Below are 24,038 nucleotides of genomic sequence, written 5' to 3'. Positions count from 1 at the left end.
TTTTTTGCTGCCTGCTTCCAGGTGCGCGACTGGAGATCGTCTATTCGAGCCATAAGTCGCCTAGACCAGGTGTATTAATTTAGGCATTCTGAAAGGCTTATATTAATAAACCATACGACGGTCAGCTTTTGCATTTTCCACGTGTGAAACGTTCGCTGCGGTTGCTGACGTCCCTGCAGAGCCGCTTGATGCTCGGCCTGGCGATCACCTGGGTGGTGGTGGCGTTGCTGTTGCTCGGTGCGGCGGGATGGATCGGTCGTTCGTTGATCAGTGAGGTCAATTTCACGCATCTGAGCTATGAATCGCGGGTCATCGCCGAAGAGCTCAGTACTCAGGTGGATCAGCGCTTGGGAGCGCTACAGCGGCTCGAGGCCATGCTCGGCGAGCAAGGCCATGCGCGCCTGCGTGAAGAGCTCAGGCATAACACGGCGTTGCTCGAATGGTTCGATGGCCTGGTGGTGGCGGATGCCCAGGGCGTGGTTCAGGCCGATTGGCCCGAAATGGACGGGCGGGTGGGGCTTGAAACCAAGGACACCGAGTACTTCCGCTTCTTGCGGGCGGTACAAAGGCCCTATGTCAGCGAGCCCTTTACCGGGCGCGCCAGTGACAAGCCCCTGGTGTTGTTTACCGTGCCGCGTTGGCGTGACGGTGAGTTCAATGGCTTTGTCGGTGGTTTCGTCGATATCCGCTCGGGTGAGTTGTTCGCACGCTTGCAGCGCTTGCGGCTGGGAGACGGTGGGTACGCCGCAGTGGCCACGGCGTCGGGCACGATCCTCTATCATCCCCAGGCTGACCAGATATTGCAGCCGGTGCCCTCGCTCGAGGCCCATCCTCTCCTGCATCGTGCGCTCGATGGCTGGGAGGGGAAAACCGTCACACCGATGATCGGTGGCGGAGAAGCCTATCAATCCTTCAATCAGATCTGGCCGGCCGACTGGATCGTCGGCGTCGCCCTGCCCGAGAAACAGGTGCTCGAGCCAATGGCCCTGTTGATCCAGTGGCTGTGGTGGGGCGGGGCGGCATTTGCGTTACTGACGCTACCCGTCATGTGGGGACTGGTGCGGCGAACGCTGTCGCCGCTGCACCGCCTGGCAAGACAGATCCATGAGGTAGGCGAGGGGCGGCGCAGCCGTATCGCGTTGGCCACGCACATGCATGAACTCATCAACCTGGCCGACACCTTCAATCGGGTCGAGGCGGAGCGCAGCGAAGCGCATTTGCGGCTATCCGACAGGCAGGCGTTTCTCGATGCCGTGCTGGCCTCCTCGCCGCTGGGAATGTTCGTCACCGATATGGCGGGCCGCTTCAGTTACATGAACCCGGCCCTGAAGGAGCTGACCGGCCATGATTTCACCACGCGTGGCGAGGTCGTCTGGCTGGCGCATATCCATACGGGCGACCGGGATTCGGCGATGGATCTCTGGCGACATAGCCTTGCCAGCGGCGATCCCTTCCTCCAGCAGTTCCGCTTCTTGCACGCCAACGGTGACACCTTGTGGCTGGAGGTTCACGCCAGCCTGGTGTCGATCCAGGGCCGCAATATCGGCTTCGTGGGTACGGTGAAGGACATTACCGAGCGCTATCATGAGGATGCCTTGCGCCGCTGGGAGGCCGAGCACGACCCGCTGACCGGACTGCTGAACCGTCGTGGTTTCGAGCGTCGCCTCGAGGAGGCCCTGGCGGAATGGCACAAGACGGGCACGCCATCAGCGCTGATACTGTTCGACCTCGATCATTTCAAACCCGTGAACGATGAGGGTGGCCATGCGCTGGGGGATGAAATGCTGCGCCGCATCGCCCAGGTGTTGGCGTGGGAGGTGCGACGCAGCGATTACGTGGCGCGTCAGGGCGGCGATGAGTTTGCGGTGCTGCTACCGAGCTGCACCCTCGAGCAAGCGAAACGCGTCGCCGATACCGTGCGCTGCTCGGTGCGTGAAGTCTACGTGGTCCACCAGGGCCAGGAATTTCGTGTTTCGTTGAGCATTGGTGTCACCGCCTTTCGTGGCAGCGACCACGATACCGCGGCCGTGATAGCGCGAGCCGATGCCGCCAGTTACCACGCCAAGGAGGCCGGCCGGGATCGGGTCATGGTCGCCACCGACTGAGACGCGTCGTGTCATCGCGTGCTTGGTCGGTGATGATCGTTCCAGCCGGCAACGACGAAATGCGGGTTCAGATAGTCACTGGGGTTTGCATAGCTCAGCGGCTGGCCCTCCAGCGTTTCCACCCGACCGCCGGCTTGTTCGACCACGGCCTGAGCGGCCCCGGTATCCCACAGGCAAGTGGGGCCGAGGCGGGGGTAGACATCCGCCGCGCCTTCGGCGACAAGGCAGAGCTTGAGTGAGCTGCCCATCGGCACCATGTCGTGCGAGCCCAATGTCTTCAGCCAGTCGGACAAGTCAGGGCTGGGATGGGAGCGGCTGCCTACCACGCGGTAGGACGCACCGGCTCGCGGCTTGCCACCCACGTGGATGGGTTGACGCTCGCCGCTGCCTTCCACCTTGAAGGCGCCTACTCCCTCGGCGGCCAGATAGGCCACATCCAGTGCCGGGGCGACGACCACGCCGAGCACCGGCCTGCCGTTCTCGATCAGCGCGATGTTCACCGTGAACTCGCCGTTACGCTTGATGAACTCCTTGGTGCCGTCCAGCGGGTCGACCAGCCAGTAACGGCCGTCGGCGTCTACCCCGGCAAAGCCCTCGGTGTTCTCCTCGGAGAGCACGGGGATGTTGCCCGGCAGGGCTTCGAGCCCGCTGACGATGACGTCGTGGGCGGCCTTGTCCGCTTCGGTCAGCGGGCTCTTGTCTGCCTTCTCCTCCACCGTGAAATCGCGAGCATAAACGGCCATGATGGCCTCGCCCGCGTCTCGGGCGATTCGCTCGATATCGCTCAACAGCTGTGCAAGTGACGATGTTGCAAGGGACATAACTACCTCGAAAGCCATAACTATCTCGAAAGGAAAGGGCCGGCTCAATGATGAGAAGACAGGACGCCGCCGGATGGCAGCGTCCGTGTCAGTGGTCAGGTCGGGCGTCAGGCAATCACGTGCCGCTCACGCAGCAACCCGATGATCGCGTCGGCCGCCTCGTCGCTGCTCATCTCGGTGGTCCTGAGGTGCAGGTCGGGTGACTCGGGTGCCTCGTAGGCGGAGTCGATGCCGGTGAAGTTCTTCAGCTCGCCGCGGCGGGCCTTGCGATAGAGCCCCTTGGGATCACGCTCTTCTGCCACGTCCAGCGGGGTATCGACGAAGATCTCGATGAACTCGCCATCCTCCATCAGATCGCGGGCCAGCTGGCGTTCGCTACGGAAGGGTGAGATGAAGGCGGTGAGCACGATCAGGCCGGCGTCCACCATTATCTTGGCCATTTCGCCGACGCGGCGGATATTCTCGACGCGGTCGGCGTCGGTGAAGCCCAGGTCACGGTTGAGGCCGTGGCGTACGTTGTCACCGTCCAGCAGGTAGGTGTGCTGGCCGGCCGCATGCAGCTTCTTTTCCACCAGATTGGCGATGGTGGACTTGCCGGCACCAGAGAGGCCGGTGAACCACAGCACCGCAGGTTGCTGCCCCTTGGAGAGCGCACGCGCCTGCTTGTCGATATCCACGTGCTGCATATGGATGTTCTGGCTGCGGCGCAGGGCGAAGTGCAGCATCCCGGCTCCAACGGTGTTGTTGGTCATCCGGTCGATCAGAATGAAGCCACCGGTGTCCTGGCACTCCTGGTAGGGGTCGAAGGCTACAGCCCGGTCCAGGCTCAGGGTGCATATCCCGATGGCGTTGAGATCCAATTGCTTGGCCGCCGTATGTTCCAGGGTGTTGACGTTGACCTGGTACTTGACGTCGGTGACGGTGGCCGAGACGGTCTGGGTGCCCAGCTTCATCAGGTAAGGGCGACCCGGCAGCAGCGGCTGCTCGTGCATCCATACCAGGGAAGTCTCGAACTGGTCGGCGGTCTGGGACGGCCGCTCAACGCCGGAGATCACGTCACCGCGAGAAATATCGATCTCGTCGTCCAGCAGTAAGGTAATGGACTGGCCCGCCACGGCCATTTCAAGATCACCGTCGTAGGTGTAGATCCGCGCGACCCTGCTGGACTTGCCGGAAGGCTGCACGCGAATCGCATCTCCCGGCTTCACCGTGCCGCTGGACACCATGCCGGTGAAGCCTCGGAAATCCAGGTTGGGGCGGTTGACCCACTGCACCGGCATACGGAACGGGTTGCGTTGCAGGCGTTCGTCGTCGACTTCCACCGTTTCCAGGTAGGCCATCAGGGTAGGGCCGTGATACCAGGGCATATGGTGGCCATGCTCGATGACATTATCGCCCTTGAGCGCCGACATCGGGATGAAGGTGATCTCCTCCAGCCCGAGCTGCTTGGCAAATACCTTGTACTCCTCGACGATCTCCTCGAAGCGCTGTTTCGAGTAGTCGACCAGGTCCATCTTGTTGATCGCCACGACCAGGTGGCGCATGCCGATCAGCGACATCAGGAAGCTGTGGCGGCGGGTCTGGGTGAGGATGCCATAGCGGGCATCGACCATCAGGATCGCCGCATCCGTGGTGGAAGCGCCGGTCACCATGTTGCGGGTGTATTGTTCGTGCCCCGGGGTATCGGCAACGATGAACTTGCGCTTGTTGGTAGAGAAGAAGCGGTAGGCCACATCGATGGTGATGCCCTGCTCACGCTCGGCGGCCAGGCCATCGACGAGCAGCGCGAAGTCCATCTCGTTGCCCTGGGTGCCGTACTTCTTCGAGTCGGCCTCGATGGCGGCCAGCTGATCCTCGAACAGCAGCTTGGATTCAAATAACAGCCGGCCGATCAGCGTGCTCTTGCCGTCGTCGACGCTGCCGCAGGTGATGAAGCGCAGCAGGCCCTTGTGCTCGTGGGACTTGAGATACTGCTCAATGTCCTCGGCGATCATGTCAGATGAATGAGACATCAGAAGTATCCTTCCTGCTTTTTCTTTTCCATGGAGGCGGCGCTGTCGTGGTCGATGACGCGGCCCTGGCGTTCGGAGGTCTTGGTCAGCAGCATTTCCTGAATGATCGCAGGAAGCGTGTCGGCCTCGGATTCAATCGCACCGGTGAGCGGGTAGCAGCCCAGGGTGCGAAAGCGCACCTTGCGCATCATCGGCACCTCGCCGGGCTCCAGCGGCATGCGCTCGTCGTCGACCATGATCAGTGCGCCATCACGCTCCACCACCGGGCGCTCGGCGGCGTAGTACAGCGGCACGATGGGAATGCTCTGCAGGTAGATGTATTGCCAGATATCCAGCTCGGTCCAGTTGGAAAGCGGAAAGACGCGGATCGACTCGCCCTTGTGCTTGCGCGTGTTGTAGAGCTTCCACAACTCAGGGCGCTGGTTCTTGGGGTCCCAGCGGTGCTGGGCAGACCGGAAGGAGAACACGCGCTCCTTGGCGCGGGATTTCTCCTCGTCGCGTCGCGCCCCGCCGAAGGCGGCATCGAAGCCATACTTGTCCAGCGCCTGCTTGAGGCCTTCGGTCTTCATGACATCGGTGTGGATCGCCGAGCCGTGGGTAAAAGGATTGATGTCCTTCTCGATACCCTCCGGATTGATATGCACCAGCAGGTCCATGCCGACGTCCTTGGCCATCTGGTCGCGGAACTCGTACATGGCGCGAAACTTCCAGCGCGTGTCGACGTGGAGCAGCGGGAAGGGCGGCGGGGAAGGTGCGAAGGCCTTGCGCGCCAGATGCAGCATTACGGCGCTGTCCTTGCCCACGGAATACAGCATCACCGGATTCTCGGTCTCGGCGACCACCTCGCGCATGATCTGAATGCTTTCGGCCTCGAGCCGTTGCAGATGGGTCAATGATGTCATCGATGGGTTTCCATTTTTGATAGGTTAGCTCGGTGGGTCGCTGATGCTTGTTTTGACCCGCAGCTTGAGCCCTCAACTCGAAGCCCGAATCGCGCAGCTCATAGCGCATCGGCTGGCACGCTGAGCAGATGAAAGTGGGGATGCTCGCTCAGCCATGCCTGCACCTCGCTGCTGGCCCGAAAGAACGCCCCGTGAAAGACCAGGGCGACGGGACCCGCAGTCGCGAGTCGCTCGAATAGCGTCAGGTAATAACCCGCGTTGGGTGGCTCCGTGAAACAACGGGTCAACAACGCGCCGCGTTTCCCATGCAAATAGAGTTGATAGCGGCATGGGGCATCATCGTGGGCCTGAGGCGCTACTCGAACGCCGCCTTGCCAGTGGGTCCCGTTGGCCTGCTTGATCTGTTCGAGCACCGGCAAGACTTGCTGCCGATACCAGCGGCCCGCCGCGGAGCGCTTGCGTTCCAGGCCTTCCAGCCTCACGGGCGCTGGTTTGAGACCCTGGGCCGCCAGCCAGTGCTCGATGGCCCGTGTCGAGACCTTTTGCCCTGTCGCTACCGCAAGCCTTTCGACAAGCTCGCGGCTGCTCCAGCCCGGCTGTGGAGAGGGCGGCCAATCGGCCAGGCACTGCCGGAGCACGCGCTGTTCGGCCTCGCCCAGCCTCGGCGTCTGGCCGGTCCGACGACCCCGCTGACGGACATCAACCGATTCCCAGCCGCCTTCGCGAAATGCCTTCCAGGCCGCCGATACGGTAGGCGCCGACAACCCGGTGCGTTGACTGGTCTCGGCGACCGTATGGCCGTCCAGGCGCAAGCGAACCGCTTCATGGCGGCGCTTGTTGAGATTGTCAGGCATTAAATGTTTAGTCGGCAATTTTTCTGCAACCTGCTGACTTGGCGTAATTTATAGTTGAAAGGTAAAACATTTTATGTGGTAGATCGACTTCAGCATAAAAGGTTGCGTAGAATCTCACAACCCTGATTCGACCCTGCAAGGATAATCCACCATGATGACCTGGGCGGTGCTGCTTTCCATCGTCGGCCTGCTGGCCCTGCTGATCAGCGGGCGCGTGCGCCCGGCCATCGCCTTCGTCAGCCTGGCCGGGGCCTACCTGCTGTTCGGCCTGGTGGATACCGCGACGCTACTGCGCCAGTACACCAATCCGGCGCTGGCCACCCTTATCCTGTTGCTGCTGGTCTCGCTGGCGCTGGAACGTACCCCCTTGTTGGACTGGCTTTCCCAGCGCCTGCTGCGAGGCCGGCCAAGCAGTGCCACCGCCCGCCTCATGGGTACCAGTGCCGTGTTGTCGGCCTTTCTCAACAATACCGCGGTGGTCGCCGCCTTCCTGGGCGCCATATCTCGGCAGACACGTATTGCCCCCTCGCGGCTGCTGATCCCGCTGTCCTACGCCTCCATCCTCGGCGGCGTGACGACCTTGGTGGGAACCTCCACCAATCTGGTAGTGAATTCCTTCGCCCTGAGCAGCGCCGGCTTTGAACTGGGTATGTTCCAGTTCAGTCTGGTCGGGATACCGGTGGCCCTGCTGACCTTCGGCGTATTGCTCTGGCGGGCCCAGTCGCTGCCGCACCATATGCCCGAGGCAACTGCCGACAAGCTTTCCTATTTCCTGGCCGCCGACCTGCAGCCGGGTTCCGAGCTGATCGGCCGCAGCATCGAGGCCAACGGCCTGCGTAGCCTGGAGGGGCTTTACCTGCTGGAAATCGAGCGGGGAGGCCGGCTGATCAGCCCCGTGGGGCCGGAGGAGATTCTGCACGAAGGGGACACACTGGTGTTCACCGGCGAGGTGCGCAAGGTCCAGGCGCTGCAGCGTTTTCCGGGGCTCAAGCTGTTCGGCCACCAGGCCGACGCCCTACTGGCCACCAATCTGGTGGAAGTGGTGATCTCCCACGAATCTGAACTGGCCGGGCAGACCTTGCAGGAGGTGGATTTTCGCAGCATGTTCAATGCCGGCGTAGTAGGCATCCGTCGCGGTGGCAAGCGCCTGGAAGGCCAGCTTGGGCAGATTCCCCTGCGTACGGGAGACTGCCTGCTGATGGCCGTGGGCAGCGATTTTCGCCAGCACCGCAACCTCGATCGCAACTTCCACCTGCTCAGTGGCAGCCTCACACGCCCCCAGCTCAGCCGTAGAGAGAGTTGGCTGACATTGGCCGGCTTTGTCAGCGTGATCGGCCTGGCCGCCGCCGAGTGGTTGCCGTTGTTTCATGGCCTGCTGCTGTTGATGGGCGGGCTGTTGCTCGGTCGTGTGCTCAGCCCGGCCGAGCTGCGCCGCCGTTTCCCCTTCGAGCTATGGGTCATCATTGGCTCGGCATTGGCACTGGCCCAGGGGCTTGAGAACTCAGGCGCCGCCGATCTGCTCGCCCAGGGCATGCAGCATCTGTTCAGCGGCCATGGCGTCTATGCCGCCTTCATCGGCTGCTATCTTCTCACGCTGCTGCTCACCGAAACGGTAACCAACAACGCCGCCGCGGCGCTGGCCTTCCCCGTGGCCTGGACCACCGCGCAGGCCTTTGGCGTCGACCCCATGCCCTTCATCATGGCCGTGGCCTACGGCGCCAGCGCCTGCTTTCTCATTCCCTACGGCTACCAGACCCACCTGATGGTCTATTCTCCTGGTCGCTACAGCATGGGCGACTTCCTCAGGGTCGGCCTGCCGGTCAGCCTCACCTACTCCGCCGCCGTACTGTTGATCACGCCCCTCGTGTTTCCTTTCTGATGCCTATCCCCTCTGGGGAGGCTCACGAACAGGCCTGAATACGGTGTGGAAAACGGGGTTGATTAATTTCGTCACGATGAAACTGAATAGCCTCGCGTTAAATTAGCCAATATTCCTGGAAGCTTGAGTCGATTTGAGGTCATCGTTTCATAAAAATTACTAAATAAAGCTATTCTTATGGTGGATTTCGCTCAGCCCCTTGCTTATGACTTCCGTTGGGCTAACCTCAATAGTCAGCGTGATAAGTTGATAACGTTCGGGAGGAAGTATGCGTGAGCCACGCTGCGTTTCTGTCGTCTTCGCCGTATCGCTGTTTACGTTGGCAGGGTGTACCGGGATGGATGAGGTGCGCTCAAATGTCGATGTGCCTGGTGAGCAAGCGAGTATAAAAGCTCAGGCCCTGGAAGCAGGCGCAAGTGTCATGCAGACGGATGCCCCGCCATCGCAGCTGCAAGTATATCTCGTTGGTTTTCATCCGCTAAAAAAGCAACCTTTACATCAGTTTGAGGCCCACCATTTTTGCGATCAAATCAATGACGATTTTTTGCAATGTGCCCTCTACGATGCGAACTCTGATGATGCAAAGCTAAACGGCATTGAATATATCATCTCAGAGGAGCTCTTCGAGCGTCTGCCGGAAGAAGAGAAACAATATTGGCATCCTCATAACGGAGAAATTCTCTCCGGTCAGTTGGTGGCTCCCAACCTGCCTGCGGCCGCCGAACATGAACTCATGAAAACCAAGATCAATAGTTATGGCAAGACATGGCATACCTGGGATACCACGCAAGGTGAGGGCAATGAAGTTTCTCTTCCGCTTGGAGAGCCTTCTCTGGCCTGGTCGTTTAATCGTGACGGTGAGGCAAATCCCGGTTTAATAGAAGAGCGCGACCAGCGTATGGAAATCGATACGACCGAGCGGCGCCGAGCGCGCCAGGATCTTGTGCCACTGGCCAATCCCCAGTCTGGCGTCGATGCCTTGCAGGGCGAGTTTCCAGGGCCCACGCAGCCAATCCCAGGGGTCGAGGCCAAGCCGTCCGAGTAGAAGCAAAACGGTTCGAATAAAAGGAAGTTAGTCTTGAAAGCTCAGGAGAGTCTTATGTTTCCCTCTACCGTGACGCGTGTAGAACGAAATACATCCGAGCGGGTGAATAATGCGATTCAGGCCAGAATGAAGCGAAGCATCGCATATTATGCGGAAAATCCAGACGAGATAGCAGAGCGCCTCGATGAACTGGATCATGAATGGGATATCGAGCGCACACTCGAGGCGAATGCCGCCACTATCAGCCTCGCCGGGATTGGCCTGGGTGCCCTGGTTGATAAGCGTTGGCTCGTGCTGCCCTTTGCGGTGTCGGGGTTTCTGCTTCAGCATGCGCTTCAAAGGTGGTGCCCTCCAGTCGTTTTATTCCGCCATAGAGGTGTCCGTACAGCCTCAGAGATCAATCATGAGCGTTATGCGCTCAAGGCGTTGCGAGGAGATTTTGACAACATCGAAATGGCGGGCGAGATTGGCGCTAGGGAAAGGGTAGAAAACGTACTGTTGCACGTTAAGACATGATTAATTTTTGAGTTTTAAAGATTATATTTTATAAATTTAGCGCTTTGTCTCAAGAGCAACGATCCCAGGGAGGGAGACCCATGGCCGATTATAGAGATACTGGGTCAAGCCAGGATGTCGCAGACATCCTGACGACCGATCATCAGGAGATGATGGAACTGGTTGGCCAGATCGAGCGTGAATCGGATCCAGGCCAGCGCAGGGACTTGGCTGATACCCTGATCGCGGAGGTGATGCGTCATGCCGTCGCCGAGGAGATGTTCGTTTACCCTGCGATAGAAAAACATGTGCCCAACGGAGCCAGTGAGGTCGAACACGACAAGCAGGAGCACGACGAGATCGTGGCGGTGATGAAGCAGCTGGAAAACACCAATGCCGCTGTTCCGTTGTTTATGGAGCGTATCGGGCGGTTGGGGGCGCTGTTGCGCCACCATGCAAACGACGAGGAATCCGAGCAGTTTCCGAAACTGCGCACCCACATTTCTGGCGATGAGCTCGTCAATATGGGTGAAAAGGTGCAGAAGGCCAAGAAACTGGCACCGACCCGTCCTCACCCCAGCGCGCCACACTCTGAACTGTTCCACAAGAGCATCGGGCCGGGTGTGGGAATGGTCGACCGACTCCGGGATAAGCTCACGGGGCGACAAACCGGCTAAGCGGGCAAGGAAGGCAGCGAAGGAAACCAACGGTGCTGGGTAGCGTTCGTGCCAAACCGACCAGCGGTAACGCGCAAGCCGACCTGAAAGCACACCATTTAACATGGAAGAATGGTGCTGAATCGCTGCATGAGCGAAGTGTAACGCAACAGGGAGTGCTAGAGATGATGTCTCGAGAGTTTCTCAAACGGATAGGAGTCGTTGGCGTAATACTCGGCCTGGCGGCTTCCCCCTTGGCGTTTGCCGATGATAGTGCCAAAAAGGAAGGCAAGGAGGGTAACTACAGCAAAGCCGATAAAACTACCATGGAAGACAGTAACGCTACCGGCGGTGCCGGTGAAGAAGCCCAGCAGGGTGATAGCGACTGGAAAGAGCAACAGGGCCAAGAGGGTAGCGCGCCAGAAGGCGAAAATGACAACGGTGCGGCTGTGACCAGCGACCCGAACGTAGCAGGAGGTGCCGGCATCGAAGGGAAACAGGGGACCCAGTCGGGAGATGAGCCCGAACCAGAGGAGGAAGCCGGAACCCAGACGCAATAGCAATGGGCTGTCTCTTTGATGAAGGCCGTGTCGTTCGTGACACATCACGGGCACCTTAGGGTGCCCGTACTAATGCTCTTTTGATCTGCCGCTTGGCCATGCCCTTGCTACGCTTGCGTCTGCGTTCACGTCTCGTTTGAACTGGCTGGAAAGGAGCAGTCACACTACGGTGTTGGGACAGCATGACCCATTCTGGACTTTCGGATTAAAACGCTGAAGAAGTGTTTCAGCGCCTCTGCCTATGTCCCCCAGGCTACCAGCATGACCGCCGCTCCATAAGCGGCGACACCCGCCGCCACCGGCCAGCCCAGGGTGCGCGTGCGCCGCCAGACGACCAGGGTGGCCAGCAAGCCGACGAGCGTGGCAATCCAGGAGATGGCGTCGGTCCTTGTAGGCACCAGCGATACCCCGAACACGGCAGTGATCATCAGCGGGCCGAGCAGACCCAGCCACTGGGGCATGGCCTCAAGGTCGTCGTCGCCGAGCCGCTTGAGATGGCGTTGCATCCATAGCAGAGGCAACAGGCGCATCAGCAAGGTACCCAGCGCCGAGGCGATCACGGCCAGCCAGAGAGCGCTACTCATGGCGCTCTCCTGGTGCGGTGGGGTCGAACTTCACGACCTGAAAGCACAGCGCGCCGCAGGCGGCGGCGAGAGGAATTGCCAGATTGGTCAGGCCCAGGACCGTCAACAGCAAGGCGATGAGGGTGGTCAGGCCCAGGGCCAAGCTCCAGCGACGGGAAGTGAAGCGGGGTGCTATCAGTACCAGGAAGAGCGCGGGCAGGGCAAAGGGCAGTATCTCGCCCATCAGGGCCCAGCGAGTGATCAGCTCGCCGCCGGCCACCGCGCCGAACGCCGTGCCGGCGATCCAGCTCGCCCAGGCCAGCAGGGCTACCCCGACGAACCAGCCAAGGCGCTGGGAGGCCGGCAGCTGGGGAAGTCGGGCATGAGCCAGGGCAAAAACCTGATCGGTGAGGCCGTGCATCAACCAGGGCCAGCCGCGGCTCGGGGGTAGCCAGGGGGCCAGGTTGGGCGCGTAGACCACATGGCGCAGATTGATCAGCAGCGTCATGACCACTACCAGCCATAGCGGGGCGCCGGCGGCGACCATGCCGACGAACAGGAACTGTGAGGCGCCCGCATAGATCAGCGTCGAGATCAGCACGGCTTCCCAGGCGGAGAAGCCGGCCTGGGTGGCAACCAGACCGAAGGAGATGGCCACCGGCACATAGCCACCGAGCAGCGGGAGGGCCTCGTGCGCGCCGGTCAGCCAGGGGCGGGTCGGCGAGGCGGCGGTTTGCAGGCTCATGGGATGGGCTCCTGGTAGACGACGCTGAGCAGCAGCGTGGCCCAGGTGTCCCCGGTGCGATAGAGATGGGGACGATCGGCAGCGAAAGTAAGAGAGTCGCCGGCTGTGAGGCGTCGGGTAACGCCTTCCGGTCCTGCCTCCAAGGTGCCGCTGATCAGGATGAGCGATTCTCGGGCGCCGGGAGTGTGGGGCTCGGCGAGGCGCGTGGTATGAGGCGCACAGCGCATCCAGTAGGCGTCGACCTGGGGACGATCCTTGCCCTGGTCGAGCAGGCGCACCTCCACGCCGTCCTCGCCCAGGGGCCCTGCGATGGGGGCGACCAGTGTGCCAAAGGGCACCTTCAGCTGCACCGCCAGGCGCCAGATGGTATCCAGGGTGGGGTTGCCGTTGCCCTGCTCGAGGCGCGACAGGTTCGACTTGGCAATGCCGGCGGCGGCGGCCAGCTGTGACAGCGACCAACCTTGCGCCTGACGCAGGCCCTGCAAGTGCTGGCCCAGGGTGCTGAGTGAGAGCTTATCCATATTGGTGCTTCCGGATCGTTCCTTTTATAGAACGTTCTATAAAAGGAACGGTCATCTGTCAACCGCTTCAGCGGTCAGACAAGAGCTGAATGACATGACCGCCTCCAGAAAGCCGCTCATGGTATCGCGCTCCTTCGGGCGCATGACCGCCAACCCCGGCCAGCCGGTCACGCCGGCAGTTGCCACTGACTATGGATATGCATCCCGTCGAGCCGCTGGCGTGATGAGACGCGATGGCCGGCGGATCGACAGAGGCTGAGCGAGACGTTACCTAACCAGTGGAAATTAGGCTTTGGCGGCGATCTACCGCTGACGCCGGGCGCGCTGCACCATGCGGTAGCGCGAGCGGATCTCGTCGCGCTCCATGTAGCAACCCTGTAGCCAGCGATGGCCGCTTGAGCCCTCGAAGGCGTCGCGGGCGTGGAGCAGGCGACGGTTATCGAAGATCACCAGGTCGCCGGGCCGATAGGTGAAGCGAATGGCGAACTCGGGCTCGCGCAGCATCCGTTGCAGGGTCATCAGCGCATCAAAGGCCGGCTCGACCTCCTCAAAGTCGGCCTGCAGCGGGCCACGCAGGAAATCGGCGATACGCACCTCGAGCAGTTCGCCGCGCTCGTCGAGGCGGATCATCGGCGCGTACCAGACGTAGTCGGTGGCCTTGGCAGTATTGGCGTAGCACCAGCGCACCCGGGGCAGGGTGGCGAAGGCCTCGGGGTTACGCGTGCGCAGCGCCTCGGCCACGGCGAAACCGTCGAGCATCACCGCTTCGCCGCCTTCCACGCTGTTCTCCAGGCAATGCAGCATCTGCAGGCCCGGCTGATATTCGCGGGTCGGCAGGTCAACGTGGGGCGGCAAGGCGATGGAAGTATAGGCGTTGGAGTCCGGATCGGGCTTGGCCTTGACGTCGAACAGCTGGCCGAAGTTGGTAGGGCGCACCGGCCCGATGCGCCGGGCGATGGCCTCCAGCGAGTCGGGCTCGGTAGGCAGGCCGCGTAGGCGCACCAGTCCCTTGCCCAGTACGCTTTCCAGCGCTGGGGCGAGGATCGCCTCCTCGGCCTCGCTGGCCGGCTCGGTGTCGAGCAGACCGCTGGCGTCGAGGCTGTCCGGGCCTTGCCCGGAGCCGCCCTGCCAGGCGGCCACCGGCACCGGCGGCGCCTCGGGATCCTCGGCATTGTCGTAGTCGTGGGCGCGCAGCCAGCCGGGGTGGAAGCGCAGGCGTCGGTCCTCCGGCACGAAGTCCACGCATAATGCGCCGCTATCATCGATCTCGGCGTCGCCGATCTCCGGCCAGCCGGGCAGGGTGGAGAGATCCAGGATGCGCTCGCGGGTCGCCGGGTTGACGGTGGTCGCGTCGGCGGCGTTCTCGCGCAGCCAGATGCCGTGGTAGCGGCTCTCGCGTCCGTCACTCCAGCGCACGGTTACCAGGCGCGGCGTGAAGGATACTGTCTCGAGGTCGGCCTCGATGGGCCAGGCGTCGTAGTCAGGCGTCAGGGGCAGGTCAACGTTCATGAGAGTCTCCTTGTTGTTCTGGCAATGGCTTGGCGGCGGCTTGGTGTCGCGCCTCGAGGGTTTCCCGGAACAGCGAGAGCAGCACGCCAGCGGTCATCACCAGGATGACCACGCTCAGCGGCAGGGCGGCGACGATCAGCGCCGTCTGCAGCGCCGTGAGCCCGCCGGCCACCAGCAGCACCGCGGCCACCAGACCGATCACCACGCCCCAGAAGACTCGGAAGCGCTTGGGTGGCTCGTTGTCGCCCAGCGACAGGATGGTGGTCAGCACAAGCGTGCCTGAGTCCGAGGAAGTGACGAACCAGCTCATCAGCAGGAAGACCATCATCGCCGAGAGCACCCAGCCGAAGGTGCCGGTGCCGACGATGCCGTCGGCGGTGGCGAACAGCGCCGCTGGCAGTTTCCATGCGTTGACCAACTCGATGATGCCGGCGCTACCTGGCCCGCCCGCGGCGTTGAGCTCCTGATACATGGCATTGCCGCCGAAGATGATCAACCACATGAAGATGATCAGCGTCGGTACCAGCAGCACACCGAGCACGAACTCGCGCAGGGTACGACCCTTGGAAATACGCGCGATAAAGAGCCCGACGAAGGGCGCCCAGGCCAGCCACCAGCCCCAGTAGAAGATTGTCCAGCCTTTTTGCCACTCCACGCTGCCCGGCTCATCGGCGAACCATAGCCCCATGGGGATGAAGTTGATGGTGTAGTCGAGCAGGGTCTCGCCGAAGGCGGTGATCAGCCACAGGGTGGGGCCGCCGATCAGGAAGACACCGACCACGAGTAACGAGACCCAGATGTTGAGCTCGGAGATCACCTTGATGCCGCGACGTACCCCAGTGACCGCCGAGATGATCGACACCGTCGAGATCAGGGCGATCAGCACCAGTTGGGTATTCAGGCCGGAGCCGATACCTACCAGGCGCTCCAGTCCCACGGCCATCTGGCTGACGCCGAGGCCCAGGGAGGTGGCCACGCCGAACACGCAGCCCAGCACCCCGAGGATATCGAAGAGATGGCCCAGCGGGCCGAAGATGCGTTCGCCGATGAAGGGATACAGGGCCGACCTGAGTGCCAGCGGTAGCCCCTTGCGGTAAGCGAAGTAGGCCAACGACATGCCGACGATGACGTAGATTGCCCAGCCGTGCAGCCCCCAGTGGAAGACCGTGACGCGTAGCGCATCGATGGCGCGCTCGTAGCCGATGGCGGCGGCCCCGGCCATGTCGGCATGAGGATTGTTGGGATAGCCGAAGGCGCCGGTGTCGTCGAGGTAGAAAATCGGCTCGGCGACGCCGAAGAACAGGATGCCGATACCAATGCCGGCGGAGAACAGCATCGAGAACCAGGCGAAGTTGCTGAACTCGGGGCGGCTGTCGTCGGCCCCCAGGCGTATGCTGCCGTAGCGGCTGAGCACGATGAAGGTACAGACCGCGAGCAGCAGCATCACCGTTATCAGGTAGTAGCCGCTGAAGGCGCCTTCGATCCAGGCACGGGCAGCGCCGAATACGCTGCCAGCGGCATCGGGGTCAAGCCCGGTGAAGAGCACGAAGGCCAGTACCAAGGCGGCGGAGGTGAGGGTCATGCCCTTGTGCATGCCCTGGAAGACGCCTCCCTGGGAGAGTTCGGTCACCATATAGTCGGTGCCGAGCCCGGCCTGTGGCGATGCATCGCTCTGTTGAAACGGGGGACGAGTGGGGGGAGTTGGCGTAGCGATAAGCGATATCCTCTTGGGCCGGGCCTCGGGCCGGCGATCCCGTTGGGCTGCCCCTATGGTGGGCAGCTGACTCTCTTGTTGCTCTTGAGTTGGCGATTTACTCAGCGGCGTATGCCAATGGTGCGCCCGGCGAGTGCCGGCCAGGCGTCCGGCGCGGCCTGGGGCAACGTGGCGATGACGGCCTCCACCTCGGCGGGGAAGGGCGCCGGACGGCCACTCTCCTGGCCCATGCCCATCAGCATCTGCTCGCTGGTGGCGAGCAGGTTGCCCGCCTCGTCAAGCAGCGTAAAGAAGACATGCAGGCGCTTGGCATCGCGGTCCAGCAGGGTCGGGGAAACCCTGAGCGGCTGGCCCTCGTGGGCCTCGCGGCGGTAGCAGAGGTGGGTCTCGAGGGTGTAGAGCGTATAGCCGTGGCGGGCGCGGCCGGCAGTGTCCAGGCCGATATGCACCATCAGCGCCTCCACGCCCAGCGAGAACACCCGGGCATACTCGGCGTCGTTCATGTGGCCGTTGTAGTCGACCCACTCGGGGGCGACGTGACTCTCCAGGATCACCATCAGATGCGTCCCTCCAGGCCCTCGGCCTCGGGCCAGTACTTCTGTACTAGGTCGAGCAGCTCGACTAGAAAGTCGTCGCGGCGGCGGTCGAGTTCGGCCACCGGGCGGCCGGCGGCCTGGTGCTCGCAGCCCTCGACGACCCTGTCGATCAGGGTGTCGGTAAGCTCGGGGGCCTCGAGCTTGGTCCAGGGTAGCTTCAGCGCCGGGCCGAACTGCTCGAGCATGTGGCGCATGCCCTGCTCGCCGCCGGCCAGGTGGAAGGTGAGGAAGGTGCCCATCAGCGACCAGCGCAGGCCGCAGCCGTAGACCACCGCGGCATCGATCTCCTCGGTGGTGGCTACGCCGTCGTTGACCAGGTGCAGCGCCTCGCGCCACAGCGCCTCCATCAGGCGATCGGCGATATGCCCCTCGATCTCGCGGCGCACCACCAGCGGGCGCATCGCCAGCGCCTGGTAGAGCGCCTGGGCGCGCTCGATCTGGTGAGGTTCGGTGGCCTCGCCGCCGACCAGTTCGACCAGCGGCAGCAGGTAGACCGGGTTGAAGGGGTGGGCGACGATCACCCGGCCAGGAACCCAGATGCAGTCGCGCTGCAGGTCACTGGGCTTGAAGCCCGAGGTGGATGAGCCGACGATCGTGCTGGGGGCGGCCGCGGCGTCGATGGCGGCGAGGATCTCGCGCTTGAGCTCAAGGCGCTCCGGCACGTTCTCCTGGATCAGATCGGCGCCCGCCACGGCCTCCTCGAGACGGTCCACGAAGGTCAGCCGCTCGGGGCTCGCGCCCTCCGCCAGGCCCAGCTTCTCGAGCGAGGCCCAGGCGTTGTCGATGAATGCACGGGTGCGGGCCGGGGCCTCGGGGGCGGGGTCGAAGGCCACCACGTCCCAGCCCCGGGCCAGCGCGCGGGCGATCCAGCCATTGCCGATCACCCCGGTGCCGATCACGGACAGCTGCTGGCTCATGCCTCACCTCCCATGACCTTGGCGGTGTTCGGGTCGCGCAGCGCCAGGTGGGCGCGGGTCTCCGCCGGCGTCATCACCCGAGCGCCGAGGTTCTCGATCAGGCCGGTGGCGTGCTCCACGAGCTGGGCGTTGGTAGCGAGCACGCCCTTCTTTAGATAAAGGTTGTCCTCCAGGCCGACCCTGGCGTGGCCGCCGAGCAGCACCGCCTGGGCGACCATGGGCATCTGCTGGCGGCCGATGCCGAAGGCCGCCCACTGGGCGTTTTCCGGCAGCTTGTGGCGCATGGCCAGCATGGTTTCCGTGTCGGCCTCGGCGCCCCACGGGATGCCCAGACAGAGCTGATAAAGCGGGTCGCCATCGATCAAGCCCTCCTGTTGCAGCTGGCGGGCGAACCAGACGTGGCCCAGGTCGAAGCACTCCAGCTCCGGCTTAACGCCGGCGGCACGGACCAGGCGGGCGTGCTCGCGCAGCCAGTCGGCCGGGTTCACGTAGACCATGTCGCCGAAGTTGAGGCTGCCACAGTCCAGGGTGCACAGCTCCGGCAAGAGTTCGCCCACCGGCGCGTGGCGCTCGCTCGGGGTCTGGATGTCGGTGCCCGGGCCGCCGCGGGTGGGGTCCTCGGCGTCGGGGATCCAGTCGCCGCCACCGCCGGCGGTAATGTTCATGACGATGTCGGTATCCGCCTCCCGCACCCGCTCCATCACCTCGCGGAAGTGGTTGAGGGAGTGGCTGACGGCGCCTGTCTCGGGGTCGCGCACGTGGATATGCGCCACGCTGGCGCCCGCCTTGGCGGCCGCGATGCAGTCACCGGCGATCTGTTGCGGGGTCACGGGGACATGAGGGTTCTTGGCGGTGGTGTCGCCGGCGCCGGTGACGGCGCAGGTCAGGATGACATGGCGGTTCATGTTCGGGCTCCTGTGGCTCAACGAGGATGTGGCTACAGTGTGGAGACATTCCGGCCTGGATATTCGATATAACACGACGAAAAATCCACATTTTGCGACATTCGTGGCGATGTAGGTCGCAGTTGCACCACACATTGCTCTTATCCAGACGTCGGACGGAGGCAAGGACTGGCTTCAACTCATAAAGCTCGACGCCGTCGCGCAGAAGCGCAGACCGGCACTTCACATAGGCGCTGTGCACAGTGTGCAGCGAGAAGCACGATCGCCACAGCGGCTAAGCCGAGCGAAATAAATTTCATAGATGTAATGTTTTCGATAAATTTTCTGTGACAGGTAGTAGTGACAGGGCGTCACTGGCTTCGTCTAACGAAAGGAATCCACCATGACCCACGCGACCATTCTTCAGCAGGGCACCATCCACTGCTTTCCCGCCGGGCTTCGCGATGAGCGGGGCAAGCTGGTCAATGCTGAGGTGTCCGCCGTGCTCTATGACGGCAAGCGGCTCATCCTGGCCAGCGACAAGCCGATTCCCGGCGATCAGCGCTCGGCGGTCTTTGCCTTGCCGATGACCTCGCAAGGTCCCGACGACAGCCAGCTCGAGTACTTCACGACACCGCTGATCAAACAGGCCGTCAAGTACGAGGACTTCGCCCTCACCACGGATGCACGCCATATTCTGGCGACCACGGGCTTCGATCGGATCGACGATGTCAGCCATGACCTCAATGCCTACAACCACCTGCTGATCTGGCCATTGGGGGAATCCGACAAGGTTCAGGTCGTCGACCCCGATCCCAGGGACGGTGTGGAAGGCTCTCTGGAGCTGCGCCACAAGCTCGATCACGCCATCGGCTTGCCGTACTACAAGATCGAAGGTCTGGCGGCGATTCCTGGCGAGCGCGGCGATGGCCTGCTGCTGTTTGGTATCCGGGAACAAGGCCAGTCCCACGATGACTTCTCCTATGTCAGCCGGCTGGTGGGGGCGCATTACGAGATCAGTGATCAAGGCAACCTGGTCCTGGTCGACGAGCTGCGCGATATCTACGCCTTCGACCCGGGCGATCACGACAGCGTGCGCTTCGAATGTGGTCTCTCGAGCCTGGAATACGACCCCTATCACGCACGACTCTATCTGCTGACCAGCTTCGAAACGGTGCAGGAGGGCGCCCCCCGTATCGGCGGTTACCTCTGGGTGATCCGCCTCGAGGATCTGCACGCCGGGAAGCGCCCCACGCTGGTCACCTCACCCGAGGGCGCCGCGCTGGAATTCGAACACAAGGCCGAGGGCCTCGCGGTGCTCGACCATGAGCGGCTTTTCGTCGCCTATGACAACGACCGCCATTTGGGGCTGGGCAGCGTTGACGAACGCGACGAACGACACGCCTGTGAGGCGCCCTATAGTTTGCTTCACGTTTCCTGAGGCCGGCTGGCAGGCTATATCATGTCGTGAGCTTGGCGAAAGGCACGCTGTGTCCCTGAGTCAGCGTTTCGCGCAAACATCGACGTTGCAGTCGTCCTTCCTGACTGCTCCGACAATGACTATGACGAAGACACGGCATCTGACGGGCCGGCTATCGCGTCATGGTTAACCATAGAGGAAACGCCGTGATCTTACCGATTCTCGCCATCATCCTGGGTTTTGTCTTGCTCCTGTGGAGCGCCGACCGCTTCGTCGACGGCGCCGCGGGGGTGGCCGTCCACCTCGGACTGCCATCGCTGGTAATTGGCATGGTGATCGTCGGCTTCGGCACCTCGGCCCCGGAAATCGTCGTATCCATCATGGCGGCCCTGGATGGCAACCCCGATCTGGCACTCGGCAACGCCTTGGGGTCCAACATCTACAACGTTGGCCTGATTCTGGGGGTGACTGCGCTTATCGTGCCGATCGCGGTGCGTTCGACGATCGTCCGCCGTGAACTTCCGCTGCTCTTCCTGTTTGGCCTGGTCGCCGGCGCGCTGTTCTGGAACGGCGTACTTAGCCGCTTCGAGTCGCTGCTGCTGCTGTCGGGCTTCTTCGGCCTGATGGGGTGGACGATCTGGACGGCGCTGCGTGGCAAGGATGATCCGCTGGCCACGGAAACCGAACAGGAGCTCGCCTCGCATGCCATGACGCTGCGCCGGGCCATCCTCTGGCTCGCCGTTGGCCTGGTGCTGCTGCTGGTGAGCTCACGGATGCTGGTCTGGGGCGCTGTCTCGGTGGCGAGTGCCCTGGGCGTGAGCGATCTTATCATTGGCCTGACCATCGTGGCCCTCGGCACCTCGCTGCCCGAGCTGGCGTCATCGATTGCCGCGGTACGCAAGGGGGAACACGACATCGCCATCGGCAACGTCGTGGGTTCCTGCATGTTCAACCTGCTGGCGGTGGTGGGCATTGCCGGCGTCATTGCGCCGATGGAGGCGCTTTCAGCGGATATCATGCTGCGTGACTGGCCGGTGATGATGGCCATGATCGTGGCACTGTCTGTCATGGGCTACGGATTCCGCGGCGGCGAGGGGCGTATCAATCGTGTCGAAGCCAGCCTGCTGCTGGTCGCGTTGGTGGCCTACAACGGTTGGCTGCTTAACGCCGTGCTGACGGCCTGATCGAACCGGTCCAGGAGCCAAGGATAGTTGGCAGGGGTTGGTGCGTGAACATGTTCGGCTGTGCATCCGAACGGCATGAAGCGATGCTTGACCTCGACAGGCACGTTAGCGCCGCTGGCTATCAGTAGCGGCCGGCTGCCTTATCTTGTGCTGATACGTCCGTCTTTGGATTTCTGACTGCTAATCTGAATAGTCGGCGTGTCGAGATCGATCAGGAACACATCTTTGTGCTGCGTTCTCTGCTGACTTGGACGGGGATGCCTATGTATGTGCCGGGAAGATCTTAGAGCGCTTGTAGGGTGTTTCCCACGGAGCGTGTTTGTGTTGATTTTGTCTTGAAGTATCCTGCGTGGTTCAGAAGCGCTACTTAATCGGGTGAAAAACCTGTAAATACTCGGTTCGGATCAGTGGGAGCTGATAATAAAATCAGTGATGAGTGCCGAAATAAGGCGTGAAATCTTGAAACATGGAAGAAATATATTATCCAGCTTGACTTGACGCTCATCTGCAAGTAAATCAGGGAAGCACGGCTTCTGAGCCTGGATAGGAAACGCTCGTTACTGCTTTGCCTTCTCCACCGGCTTTGGTCTTGGACACGTAGTCCGTAGTCCATCAATATGCTCATGAAGTCCTGGTGGTATTTTCTGCCACATCGGGTCGAGAACGAAATCAATTCCTTCCCTTCGAGCGATCTTCGCTGCCGGAACAAAGTCAGCATCCCCGGCGATAAGCACTACCTGATCGACTTGCTTTTTTAGGGTCAGCGATGTCACATCCACACCAATTCGCATATCGACGCCCTTCTGCCGAGTGTCGACTTGGACATCGCTCTCTTGCAGGTCATCTAAAGCCATTTTTCCCTTGAGAAGTTGACGAATGACCTGAGGTTTGATGGTCCACTGAGCATCATCCGACAGATGCCCAAGACGAAGGGCAAGTTTTCTTTTGCTGAGGAGCACGGAATGCAGCTCTTCACGAAAGCGGGCCTCTGTTGTCTGAGAGAAATCGATCGCCTTCTTGGTGATGGGGTTATGCATCTTCTTGGCGAGGGGAGGGCAATCGTAGAAGAAAATTCTGTAAAGCTCGCGACGGTGGATGCCCTGGCGTGATCGTTTACCGTTGCCATCATTCAGGTGCATGACCGCCCAACGGTGAAGGCATTCCGCGGCCCGTTGCCCATCGTAGGCGTTGTCAGGCTCGATCCGGCGGAAGCGCTTGATGAAGTAGCCGCCATCTACGAGTATCGCTGTCGGCACGTGCATATCTCCATAAACGAAAACGCCCCAGGGCTCGGCTCATCCCGGGATGTGGGGGATGGCTTACTGCCAGGGGCGTGGATGCCCGAATCATAGGATCGGGGGCGAATGGTGTCAAGATCGCTTTAGCCGCTAACCCTAGCAGTAGCGACTCCATAATGACTCTGGCGGCCACCACGCATTATTGGGCAATGCGGGGCCTGACCGAAAGTCAGTAGGAAACTTAGCGCTGCCTACCGTAGCGATCTCTGTCGAAGTGGCTGTGGAGAGCTGATGACCCACACGTGAGCCAGCAGCGCAAGAGGGCTACTCGAGATCTTCAACGATATCGAGGTCACCTTGGCCGGCTTCCTCCTGGTCAACTTTCTTCTGGAGGAATGGCCGGCGTTCCTGCCACTCGCGGAGTGTTCGACCTGCTTCGCTTACCTTGCGGCGTTCGAGTTCGTAGAACTCTCGGTTCTTGCTGCTCATAGGCATCACCTAATCGCTGTGCAGCAAGCACGCAGTAGGAGGTGAGGAAGTGCTGTGCCGGCTTCCGCAGGTAGCTTCGGGATATGACTGTCGCACCCGAGCGACTGTTTACAGCTTTGGCCTTCGGCACTACAGTGATCCTCGTAGGTAGATATCCAGTCTGAACCAAAAGGCAGGTGCATTGGCGCGGCAACGCCGCATCGACCATGGTTCGGGTTACCTCTCCCACCGGCTCGCTGCTGGTGGAGTTTGAAGGGCTTCTCAGTTCACACGTGACCTGAGGAGCCTTTCTGCTTTCAACGTGAGCCCGCATGGTCTTGTCTGGTTGTCCAGTCAGTGCGGATCGCGCCTGCATACCATATATAGTCCCCTTGCCCGCTTCAAGCACAAGATGCGCGAAAAAAATCCTTCAACGCGACAAGACCGGCCGGCCTGAATCCAGCGGAGAACAACGTTGAATGACAGGTCTACAGAAAGGTTCAGGCGTCAGGGTAAGGGCCATGGCTTCACTACTCGTCAGCAATGATTATTGTTTCGGTGAAGACTTCTTGGTTGGTTTTTACCTGCGCCTGAAGGATGTGTGCATCACCCCTGATCGACCCACCCGATATGCATCACTTGCAATGAGGATGGCAGGGCGGCCGTGCTGCGGGGGGTGCTCCTGGGAAGCTTGTCGAAGTTGACCTGTTCAGCAGTGCTGGGCGTTGTTTATGACCCAAGGCCGGGCATGGGTAGTGCTACTAAAACTAGGGGGCGAGCTAGGGGGCGAAAGAGCGAGTCAGGGTCAAAAGAGGATATTAAATCAACGCAAAGCCTTGATTTAACTGGTGCCCCCTTCAGGATTCGAACCTGAGACCTTCCCCTTAGGAGGGGGACGCTCTATCCAGCTGAGCTAAGGGGGCATAATGCGGCGCATTATAGGGAAAGTC

22 protein-coding genes and 1 tRNA gene are annotated in these 24,038 nt (G+C 61.5%); 8 read left to right on the top strand and 15 right to left on the bottom strand.

Annotated elements, in window-relative coordinates:
- Window positions 1-128: 128 nt before the first annotated feature.
- Window positions 129-2,105, top strand: a complete 1,977-nt coding sequence (locus tag BM341_RS09015) for a diguanylate cyclase (protein WP_342713881.1) — start codon at window positions 129-131, stop codon at window positions 2,103-2,105.
- Between the two features lie 11 nt (window positions 2,106-2,116).
- Here BM341_RS09015 and cysQ read toward each other — a convergent pair whose 3' ends face one another.
- The 4 genes from cysQ to BM341_RS08995 all read right to left on the bottom strand — a co-directional run bounded on the left by cysQ (window position 2,117) and on the right by BM341_RS08995 (window position 6,694).
- Window positions 2,117-2,926: a 3'(2'),5'-bisphosphate nucleotidase CysQ gene (gene cysQ / locus BM341_RS09010; protein ID WP_089795231.1), complete on the bottom strand. Its 810-nt coding sequence runs from the start codon at window positions 2,924-2,926 to the stop codon at window positions 2,117-2,119.
- Window positions 2,927-3,033: 107 nt separating this feature from the next.
- Window positions 3,034-4,938 (bottom strand): sulfate adenylyltransferase subunit CysN, encoded by a 1,905-nt coding sequence (cysN, locus tag BM341_RS09005; RefSeq protein ID WP_089795090.1) that lies wholly within the window; start codon window positions 4,936-4,938, stop codon window positions 3,034-3,036.
- Window positions 4,938-5,840, bottom strand: coding sequence for a sulfate adenylyltransferase subunit CysD (gene cysD, locus BM341_RS09000; RefSeq protein ID WP_089795088.1), 903 nt, complete (start codon window positions 5,838-5,840; stop codon window positions 4,938-4,940). Before cysD ends, cysN begins: the two co-directional genes overlap by 1 nt.
- 98 nt (window positions 5,841-5,938) lie before the next feature.
- Window positions 5,939-6,694, bottom strand: coding sequence for a helix-turn-helix domain-containing protein (locus BM341_RS08995; protein ID WP_089795086.1), 756 nt, complete (start codon window positions 6,692-6,694; stop codon window positions 5,939-5,941).
- A 151-nt stretch (window positions 6,695-6,845) separates the two neighbouring features.
- On the opposite strand from BM341_RS08995, the gene BM341_RS08990 reads away from it, so the two are divergent.
- From BM341_RS08990 to BM341_RS18975, 5 genes are all read left to right on the top strand, one after another.
- Entirely contained in the window at window positions 6,846-8,573 is a 1,728-nt protein-coding gene (locus BM341_RS08990; RefSeq protein WP_089795084.1) for an SLC13 family permease, read from the top strand.
- Window positions 8,574-8,841: 268 nt separating this feature from the next.
- On the top strand, window positions 8,842-9,618 hold the full coding sequence (locus BM341_RS08985; protein ID WP_245784225.1) for an OBAP family protein: 777 nt from the start codon (window positions 8,842-8,844) through the stop codon (window positions 9,616-9,618).
- Window positions 9,619-9,672: 54 nt separating this feature from the next.
- Window positions 9,673-10,134: a hypothetical protein gene (locus tag BM341_RS08980; RefSeq protein ID WP_089795079.1), complete on the top strand. Its 462-nt coding sequence runs from the start codon at window positions 9,673-9,675 to the stop codon at window positions 10,132-10,134.
- An 80-nt stretch (window positions 10,135-10,214) separates the two neighbouring features.
- Entirely contained in the window at window positions 10,215-10,790 is a 576-nt protein-coding gene (locus BM341_RS08975) for a hemerythrin domain-containing protein (protein ID WP_089795077.1), read from the top strand.
- A gap of 32 nt (window positions 10,791-10,822) precedes the next feature.
- Complete coding sequence (locus tag BM341_RS18975; protein ID WP_139232990.1) at window positions 10,823-11,329, top strand: hypothetical protein; 507 nt, start codon at window positions 10,823-10,825, stop codon at window positions 11,327-11,329.
- A 239-nt stretch (window positions 11,330-11,568) separates the two neighbouring features.
- Here the strand turns inward: BM341_RS18975 and BM341_RS08965 are convergent, their stop codons facing one another.
- The 8 genes from BM341_RS08965 to BM341_RS08930 form a co-directional block, all read right to left on the bottom strand.
- A complete protein-coding gene (locus BM341_RS08965) occupies window positions 11,569-11,913 on the bottom strand; it encodes an AzlD domain-containing protein (RefSeq protein ID WP_089795073.1) in 345 nt (114 codons plus the stop codon).
- Window positions 11,906-12,637 (bottom strand): AzlC family ABC transporter permease, encoded by a 732-nt coding sequence (locus tag BM341_RS08960; RefSeq protein ID WP_089795071.1) that lies wholly within the window; start codon window positions 12,635-12,637, stop codon window positions 11,906-11,908. The genes BM341_RS08965 and BM341_RS08960 overlap by 8 nt, the downstream gene beginning before the upstream one ends.
- The gene (locus tag BM341_RS08955) at window positions 12,634-13,158 is read right to left on the bottom strand and encodes a helix-turn-helix domain-containing protein (protein ID WP_089795069.1); all 525 of its coding nucleotides are present in this window, start codon (window positions 13,156-13,158) and stop codon (window positions 12,634-12,636) included. The genes BM341_RS08960 and BM341_RS08955 overlap by 4 nt, the downstream gene beginning before the upstream one ends.
- Window positions 13,159-13,461: 303 nt before the next feature.
- Window positions 13,462-14,667 carry a TauD/TfdA family dioxygenase gene (locus tag BM341_RS08950; protein WP_089795067.1) on the bottom strand — a complete coding sequence of 402 codons (1,206 nt, stop codon included), beginning with the start codon at window positions 14,665-14,667 and terminating at the stop codon, window positions 13,462-13,464.
- The gene (locus BM341_RS08945; protein WP_089795065.1) at window positions 14,657-16,300 is read right to left on the bottom strand and encodes a BCCT family transporter; all 1,644 of its coding nucleotides are present in this window, start codon (window positions 16,298-16,300) and stop codon (window positions 14,657-14,659) included. Before BM341_RS08945 ends, BM341_RS08950 begins: the two co-directional genes overlap by 11 nt.
- Before the next feature lie 182 nt (window positions 16,301-16,482).
- Window positions 16,483-16,938 carry a thioesterase family protein gene (locus BM341_RS08940; protein ID WP_089795063.1) on the bottom strand — a complete coding sequence of 152 codons (456 nt, stop codon included), beginning with the start codon at window positions 16,936-16,938 and terminating at the stop codon, window positions 16,483-16,485.
- Window positions 16,938-17,894 carry an L-carnitine dehydrogenase gene (locus BM341_RS08935; RefSeq protein WP_089795061.1) on the bottom strand — a complete coding sequence of 319 codons (957 nt, stop codon included), beginning with the start codon at window positions 17,892-17,894 and terminating at the stop codon, window positions 16,938-16,940. The genes BM341_RS08940 and BM341_RS08935 overlap by 1 nt, the downstream gene beginning before the upstream one ends.
- Complete coding sequence (locus BM341_RS08930) at window positions 17,891-18,799, bottom strand: beta-keto acid cleavage family enzyme (protein WP_089795059.1); 909 nt, start codon at window positions 18,797-18,799, stop codon at window positions 17,891-17,893. The genes BM341_RS08935 and BM341_RS08930 overlap by 4 nt, the downstream gene beginning before the upstream one ends.
- A gap of 382 nt (window positions 18,800-19,181) precedes the next feature.
- Here BM341_RS08930 and BM341_RS08925 point away from each other — a divergent pair, with 382 nt between their 5' ends.
- Window positions 19,182-20,219, top strand: a complete 1,038-nt coding sequence (locus BM341_RS08925; RefSeq protein WP_089795057.1) for a hypothetical protein — start codon at window positions 19,182-19,184, stop codon at window positions 20,217-20,219.
- Window positions 20,220-20,404: 185 nt separating this feature from the next.
- Window positions 20,405-21,382: a calcium/sodium antiporter gene (locus BM341_RS08920; protein ID WP_089795055.1), complete on the top strand. Its 978-nt coding sequence runs from the start codon at window positions 20,405-20,407 to the stop codon at window positions 21,380-21,382.
- 557 nt (window positions 21,383-21,939) lie between these two features.
- On the opposite strand, the gene BM341_RS08915 is transcribed toward BM341_RS08920, so the two are convergent.
- The 3 genes from BM341_RS08915 to BM341_RS08910 all read right to left on the bottom strand — a co-directional run bounded on the left by BM341_RS08915 (window position 21,940) and on the right by BM341_RS08910 (window position 24,011).
- Window positions 21,940-22,638 (bottom strand): NYN domain-containing protein, encoded by a 699-nt coding sequence (locus BM341_RS08915; RefSeq protein ID WP_089795229.1) that lies wholly within the window; start codon window positions 22,636-22,638, stop codon window positions 21,940-21,942.
- 306 nt (window positions 22,639-22,944) lie between these two features.
- Window positions 22,945-23,109: a hypothetical protein gene (locus BM341_RS19240; protein ID WP_175507835.1), complete on the bottom strand. Its 165-nt coding sequence runs from the start codon at window positions 23,107-23,109 to the stop codon at window positions 22,945-22,947.
- An 825-nt stretch (window positions 23,110-23,934) separates the two neighbouring features.
- Window positions 23,935-24,011, bottom strand: a tRNA-Arg gene (locus BM341_RS08910).
- Window positions 24,012-24,038 lie beyond the last annotated feature (27 nt).

The sequence above is a fragment of the Halomonas korlensis genome (assembly GCF_900116705.1).
GTDB classification, from domain to species: Bacteria; Pseudomonadota; Gammaproteobacteria; order Pseudomonadales; family Halomonadaceae; genus Halomonas; species Halomonas korlensis.
Note: the sequence above shows the minus strand (reverse complement) of the source record. Positions and strands in the feature narration are given on the sequence as shown.

Coding starts and splice junctions, on each gene's coding strand:
- BM341_RS08955 (WP_089795069.1), bottom strand. CDS start 13,158: ATGGATAAGCTCTCACTCAGCACCCTGGGCCAGCACTTGCAGGGCCTG.
- BM341_RS08925 (WP_089795057.1), top strand. CDS start 19,182: ATGACCCACGCGACCATTCTTCAGCAGGGCACCATCCACTGCTTTCCC.
- BM341_RS08995 (WP_089795086.1), bottom strand. CDS start 6,694: ATGCCTGACAATCTCAACAAGCGCCGCCATGAAGCGGTTCGCTTGCGC.
- BM341_RS08960 (WP_089795071.1), bottom strand. CDS start 12,637: ATGAGCCTGCAAACCGCCGCCTCGCCGACCCGCCCCTGGCTGACCGGC.
- BM341_RS08945 (WP_089795065.1), bottom strand. CDS start 16,300: ATGGTGACCGAACTCTCCCAGGGAGGCGTCTTCCAGGGCATGCACAAG.
- BM341_RS08980 (WP_089795079.1), top strand. CDS start 9,673: ATGTTTCCCTCTACCGTGACGCGTGTAGAACGAAATACATCCGAGCGG.
- BM341_RS08930 (WP_089795059.1), bottom strand. CDS start 18,799: ATGAACCGCCATGTCATCCTGACCTGCGCCGTCACCGGCGCCGGCGAC.
- BM341_RS08975 (WP_089795077.1), top strand. CDS start 10,215: ATGGCCGATTATAGAGATACTGGGTCAAGCCAGGATGTCGCAGACATC.
- BM341_RS19240 (WP_175507835.1), bottom strand. CDS start 23,109: ATGAGCAGCAAGAACCGAGAGTTCTACGAACTCGAACGCCGCAAGGTA.
- cysN (WP_089795090.1), bottom strand. CDS start 4,938: ATGTCTCATTCATCTGACATGATCGCCGAGGACATTGAGCAGTATCTC.
- BM341_RS08965 (WP_089795073.1), bottom strand. CDS start 11,913: ATGAGTAGCGCTCTCTGGCTGGCCGTGATCGCCTCGGCGCTGGGTACC.
- cysD (WP_089795088.1), bottom strand. CDS start 5,840: ATGACATCATTGACCCATCTGCAACGGCTCGAGGCCGAAAGCATTCAG.
- BM341_RS08990 (WP_089795084.1), top strand. CDS start 6,846: ATGATGACCTGGGCGGTGCTGCTTTCCATCGTCGGCCTGCTGGCCCTG.
- BM341_RS08935 (WP_089795061.1), bottom strand. CDS start 17,894: ATGAGCCAGCAGCTGTCCGTGATCGGCACCGGGGTGATCGGCAATGGC.
- BM341_RS08950 (WP_089795067.1), bottom strand. CDS start 14,667: ATGAACGTTGACCTGCCCCTGACGCCTGACTACGACGCCTGGCCCATC.
- BM341_RS08985 (WP_245784225.1), top strand. CDS start 8,842: ATGCGTGAGCCACGCTGCGTTTCTGTCGTCTTCGCCGTATCGCTGTTT.
- BM341_RS08940 (WP_089795063.1), bottom strand. CDS start 16,938: ATGGTGATCCTGGAGAGTCACGTCGCCCCCGAGTGGGTCGACTACAAC.
- cysQ (WP_089795231.1), bottom strand. CDS start 2,926: ATGTCCCTTGCAACATCGTCACTTGCACAGCTGTTGAGCGATATCGAG.